The organism is Nonlabens dokdonensis, from assembly GCF_002162835.1.
Classification (GTDB): domain Bacteria; phylum Bacteroidota; class Bacteroidia; order Flavobacteriales; family Flavobacteriaceae; genus Nonlabens; species Nonlabens dokdonensis_B.
Window position 1 is genome coordinate 1 of sequence record NZ_MAAX01000127.1, and the last position, 6,003, is coordinate 6,003.

Genomic DNA, 6,003 nt, shown 5'->3' on the forward strand with positions numbered 1-6,003 from the left:
TTTTCCGGGACGTTTAACCAGTTTTGATCATGTTGTAGATACACTCACTTTTCATACTGATAATGGCGTGATCTTGCGGTTACAAGTCTTTCGCGACAGCGTTATACGTTTTAAATATGGAACTGGAGGAAAGTTGGAAAAAGATTTTTCTTATGCCGTAGAAGCAACAAGTAATAGAGGTTATAATAAGTTAAGTGTAGTCGAGAAGGATGCTTATTATGAGGTAACTACCTCTAAAATCGTTTGTCATATAGCAAAATCAGACTTGAGATCTAGAATCTTTGATCTGAATGGTAAAATAATTTGCGAGGACGAGTTAGGTTTTCACTATGAGGAAAGTTATGAATACGGAGGCGAAGTAGTAAAGATGTCTAAAAAAGCACAGCCAGGTGAAAGTTATTATGGACTAGGCGATAAGCCGGCTGATAATAATATGCGGGCAAAAAGATTTGAAATGTGGGGTACAGATCAATATGCTTTTGGAAAAAACACCGATCCGCTTTATAAGAACGTCCCTTTCTATATAGGGCTGCAAAATAAAATCGCCTACGGTATTTTCTTTGATAACACCTTTAGATCATTCTTTGATTTTGCTCAAGAGCGTCATCATGTGACTAGTTTCTGGGCGCAAGGTGGAAATATGGATTATTATTTTATTTATGGTCCAGATATTAACAATGTGGTGACTGGTTATACAGAATTAACTGGTAAGCCAGAATTACCTCCATTATGGGCCTTAGGATTCCATCAATGTAAGTGGAGTTATTACCCAGAAAGTAATGTGAGAGAGATCACATCTAAATTTAGAGAATTGCAAATCCCGTGTGACGCAATTTATTTAGATATCGATTATATGGACGGTTTCCGTTGTTTTACTTGGGATGACGAGAAGTTTCCTAATCCTACCAAAATGATAAGCGATTTAAGGGAAGAAGGTTTTAAAACTATTGCTATTATCGATCCTGGAATTAAAGTAGATCCAGAATATAGTGTCTATCAAGAAGCGATGGAAAATGATTACTTCTGTAAACGTGCAGATGGTCCATATATGAAAGGTAAAGTGTGGCCTGGACAGTGTTATTTTCCTGATTATACAAATCCTAAAGTAAGAGAATGGTGGGCAGATTTATTTAAGGGACTCATTGCAGATAACGGTCTTGCAGGAGTATGGAATGATATGAACGAACCTGCGGTAATGGAAGTGCCTAATAAAACTTTTCCTGATGATGTGCGTCACGATTACGATGGACACCCTTGTTCTCATAGAAAAGCTCATAATGTTTATGGAGCACAAATGGCTCGTGCAACTTATGAAGGTGTAAAGAAATTTATTTATCCTAAAAGACCCTTTGTAATTACAAGATCTGCCTACTCAGGTACGCAGCGCTATACGTCAAGTTGGTTTGGTGATAATGTAGCTACTTGGGAACATTTAAGTATTGCAAATATTCAAGCACAGCGCATGTCTTTATCAGGTATGTCCTTTGCTGGATCAGATATAGGTGGTTTTGCAGAGCAGCCTACCGGAGAGCTTTTTGCTAGATGGATAGCTTTAGGTGTTTTTCATCCCTTTTGTCGTGTACACTCAAGCGGTGATCATGGCGATCAAGAACCATGGACTTTTGATGAAAATGTGACAAATATTACAAGAAAATTTATTGAATTGCGCTATAAGTTACTTCCCTATTTGTACACCACCTTCTGGCAATATGCTGAGGAAGGAACTCCTATGCTCAAATCTCTTGTGGCATATGATCAAGAAGATGCTCAAACTCATTATAGGAATGATGAATTTATGTTCGGTGATAAGATCCTAGTTTGTCCTGTTTTAGAACCTAATGCAAAAGGTCGTAGAATGTATATTCCACGAGGTGAATGGTACAATTTCTGGACTCGTGAAACCATAACCGGTGGGAAAGAGACTTGGGTAGATGCAGATATTGATGAGATACCACTTTTTGTTAAAACTGGTTCCATAATCCCGCGTTATCCTGTAATGCAATATGTAGGAGAAAAGAAGATAGAATTCTTAACCTTAGATGTTTATTATACGGTAGGCAAAGAAAAATCAATCGTTTATGAAGATGCCTCAGATGGTTATGATTATAAAAAAGGTCGTTTCAGCCTTAGAAATTTAACTTTTAAGGGTAAAGAAAATGAGATGATTATCTCTCAGTACAAAGATGGAAAGTATACTACAGAATATGAAACACTGCGCTTTAATTTTATAGGTCTTCCGTTTGAAATAGACTATGTAGAAGTAGATAATGTAGTAGTAAGTCTCGAAAAATTAAAATACGATATAGAGTCTCAGACTATGTATGTTCCTAAGAACTTTAATGAATTTCACGTCGTTGGGAAGTAGTCTTATGTCGCATTGATCTAGAAAAGAGGTTTAACAACCTCTTTTTTATTTACTATTGTTTATTGTAAATCAATAAGTTGCTGTGTGCAAATCTTCCTGAGTTGTATTGAACAACTATGCAAGCACAAATGGGAAGTGTAAGTGCTAATAGTTAAAGAAGTGTTTATTTATAATAGATTAACAAATTAGTAATAATATTAAAATATTTTTAGCAAAATTTATTACATATGCTCATTTTTTTACAAGATCCTATCCAGAACAATCCTAATGATGTTAAAGGTGAAATAGACTTGAATACACAAAGTATATGGCAGAAAATAGATTCATGGTTAGATGGATTTGTAAAAAACCTTCCAAATATTTTGGTAGGTATCATTCTGTTTATAATTATAGTTTTAGTAGCTAGGTGGTTAGGGAGTTTTATTAAAAAGCAACTCAAGAAAAGAAATAGATCCAACTTTGGTGAGATTCTAGGTAGTTTTTCTAAATGGATTTTTATTCTGCTTGGTTTTTTCTTATGCATTACCATCGTAGCACCTTCTATAGGTTTTGGAGATTTGATTGCGGGAATGGGCGTTAGCAGTGTGGCAATAGGTTTTGCCTTTCAGGATATTTTACAAAACTGGCTAGCAGGAATTCTTATTTTAACTAGACAACCCTTTAGAATAGGAGATGAGATTGAGGTTAATGGCATGAAAGGAAGAGTAGATAGAATAGAAACACGTGCTACTGTTATAACAACTTACGATGGTATAGACATAGTAGTACCCAATAATGAAATTTATACAAATGCGGTTAAAGTAATCACCGCTCATAATTACATACGTTCACAGTATGATTTAGGTTTAGGTTATGATCAGCCTTATGAAAAAGCAGTGAAAATTTTAAGAGAGACACTTGAGAATACTGAAGGAGTAGCACAGGATAAACCTATAGATATTCTTAATTGGGATCAAGCAGATAGCTGGCTCACGATCAGAATGAGATGGTGGACAGACTCAAAGAGAGGTAATGTAGTAAAAACATTTAGTGATGTCATTGCAAAAACACAGCACGCAATGGATGAAGCAGGAATAGACTTACCATTCCCTACTCATGTTCAAGTGCGCGACGCACATGACATTAAAGAGGCACAAGAACGCAAGGACAAAGCAAATACAAAATCTTCTAAGTCTTCAAATCAAGAAGAAAATGATAATATTGTTAATAAAGAGCAAGATCAGTACACCACAAAGGCTGATGATAAAATTACGACAAATCAAGCGCTAGATGAAGAAGATCGTGAATAATACGATATAATTTAATTAGCAATTTTACTTACAAGTTTTTAATTCGGTAACAATACATTCCTTAAAATAATTTAATTGAAATACAATAAAAAAGTTTCCATCTCTAAGCTCGCTTGCACAATTTTAATACTGTGTATGAGTGTTTCAGTAAAAGCTCAATTAGTCGAAGACATAAAAGAGTTTTTTACATTCTATCCTAATAAGAAAGCGGTAGATAAAGATTCTACACTGTATTTACAGAAATTCATAGCCGCACCAGTTATGAGCTACTCTCCCGAGACTAATTTTGCATTCGGTACAGGAGCTAAATACTTATTTAAATTTAATGGTAGTGGAGAAGAGACTAGAACCTCAAACATGCCTATAACCTTACAATACACGTTAAACAGTCAGTTTTTCTTGTATTCTGGATTTGAAATATTTACAAATCAAGAAGAATGGGTAATTGAAGGAAACTTATTATTTCAAAACTATCCAAGGTTATATTATGGAATAGGTAAGGATACTCCTGATAGTGCCGAAGAACAATATGATTACAATCAATTCTTATTTGAGCCTATATTCTTAAAACGCATGTTTCATCGTTATCTGTTTATAGGTGGTGGAATTAGATATAATCATATTTACAATACGCAAATTGAAGAAGATGGTTTAATCGCTCAAAATAGGCCAGACGGCTTTGATGGCTCAACATCGGTAGGAGCTGAGGTGGCTGTACTTTTTGATAGTAGAAGCAATATTTTAAATGCACAAGACGGATGGTATTTGGAATTTACCCATGGAAAATATTTTAATGCCTTAGGTGGAACTAATAAATTCAACCTTACCAGATTTGATGTACGTCATTATTTTGATGTCTCAGAAAAGAATGAAGATATTATAGCAGCACAACTAATAGGACGCTTCACAAGAGAAGATATACCTTTTTCTGAATACTCATTCTTCGGTAGTAGCGAGATCATGCGTGGTTATCAAGAAGGCCGTTTTGTAGAACGAGACATGCTCGCAACGCAAGTGGAGTATAGAAAAAACTTTAAAGATTCTAGATTTGGTGCAGTAGCATTTATAGGAACTGGTGATGTATATAACAACGTTAAGGATTTCAAATTTGGGGATTTAAAACCTAACTATGGTGCTGGATTGCGTTTCAAATTAGATAAAACTGAAAATTTAAATATCCGTTTTGATTGGGGATTTGGTCGTGGTACAAACAGTTTCTACTTGAGTATTGCAGAGGCATTTTAAAACGATAAAATCATTTATAACTTCGCTTTCGCGAAAGCGAGATGAAAGCCACACAAAAAGTAGAAATGAAACATTTTATTTAGAGACCCATGCAAAATGCTCTTCTGTAATACGATCCTTATTTTCAATAATATATTTTTTAAAGGCCAATGCTGCTGGAGATAACTTCTTCTTCTTAAGCCATATTAAATTCCATTGTGTTTGTAAAGGAAGTCCTGGATATGGAATGATACTTATTTCACCGCGGTCTATGGCATAATTGATGCCTATAACTGGCATTATAGAATAACCTAAACCTGCAATTACAGCCTGCTTTAATGCTTCATTTGAAGTGAGCTCTATTTTTTTACTTGCCATTAAATTTTTTCCCTGGATAAAGTTTTCCATAGCATTCCTTGTGGCAGATCCTTGTTCACGGTACAGTAAAGGCTCTTCTTTAAAAATAGCTTCCATATCACCTTTTCTATTCTCTACTCTTTTTGAGCTCCCTACTAAGTGCAATTCATTTTGCATCAATGGCAAGGTTTCTAATTCAAGGTGATCTGGTAAAACAGATACTAGAGCAAAGTCTACCTTGTTTTTTTCTAGATCGTCCACTACGTTCTTTTTATTAGTAACGTCCATGGAGAAGTCTATTCCTGTATTCTCGTTTAAAAAATCTGCAATGAAAAATGGCATTACATATTGACCTGTGGAGACTATAGATAGCTTTAATGGGCCACTTAATTTACCTTGATATTGATTTGTTTTGTAATCGATGACTCTTACTTCTTCAAGAATGCGCCTCGCGATTTCAGCAATTTCATGACCAAAATCTGTAATATACAATTGCCTACCTATCACTTCACTTAATGGAATAGGGAATTGTTCTTGAAATTTTTTAAGTTGTATAGAAACGGCTGGCTGTGTTAAGAACAAAGCCTCTGCAGCTTTGGTAATACTCTTTTTTTCTACAATTTGAAGAAAAATTTGTAGTTGATGTAGTGTATAGTGCATAATCTTTATTTATGAGTATTAATGCAAATATAAATATAGATAATGTTTGTTTACATATTAAATGTATTAGAGTCATTGAATGATGGCATATGAGATAGCCATTAAAAT

General features: G+C 34.6%; 4 protein-coding genes. 3 read left to right on the forward strand and 1 reads right to left on the reverse strand.

Features of this window, described 5'->3' with window-relative positions; translation table 11 throughout:
• The 3 genes from A9Q93_RS08515 to A9Q93_RS08525 all read left to right on the forward strand — a co-directional run.
• The coding region (locus A9Q93_RS08515; protein WP_303686967.1) for a glycoside hydrolase family 31 protein at positions 1-2,365 on the forward strand (2,365 nt) is incomplete at its 5' end.
• A gap of 227 nt (positions 2,366-2,592) precedes the next feature.
• A complete protein-coding gene (locus tag A9Q93_RS08520; RefSeq protein ID WP_303686968.1) occupies positions 2,593-3,654 on the forward strand; it encodes a mechanosensitive ion channel family protein in 1,062 nt (353 codons plus the stop codon).
• Between the two features lie 135 nt (positions 3,655-3,789).
• A complete protein-coding gene (locus A9Q93_RS08525; protein ID WP_303686969.1) occupies positions 3,790-4,899 on the forward strand; it encodes a BamA/TamA family outer membrane protein in 1,110 nt (369 codons plus the stop codon).
• Positions 4,900-4,974: 75 nt separating this feature from the next.
• On the opposite strand, the gene A9Q93_RS08530 is transcribed toward A9Q93_RS08525, so the two are convergent.
• Positions 4,975-5,895: a LysR family transcriptional regulator gene (locus A9Q93_RS08530; protein WP_303686970.1), complete on the reverse strand. Its 921-nt coding sequence runs from the start codon at positions 5,893-5,895 to the stop codon at positions 4,975-4,977.
• Positions 5,896-6,003: the final 108 nt, after the last annotated feature.

Bases quoted from the DNA above. Each gene is read 5' to 3' on its own strand.
- A9Q93_RS08520 (WP_303686968.1), top strand. From the start codon at position 2,593: ATGCTCATTTTTTTACAAGATCCTATCCAGAACAATCCTAATGATGTT.
- A9Q93_RS08525 (WP_303686969.1), top strand. From the start codon at position 3,790: ATGAGTGTTTCAGTAAAAGCTCAATTAGTCGAAGACATAAAAGAGTTT.
- A9Q93_RS08530 (WP_303686970.1), bottom strand. From the start codon at position 5,895: ATGCACTATACACTACATCAACTACAAATTTTTCTTCAAATTGTAGAA.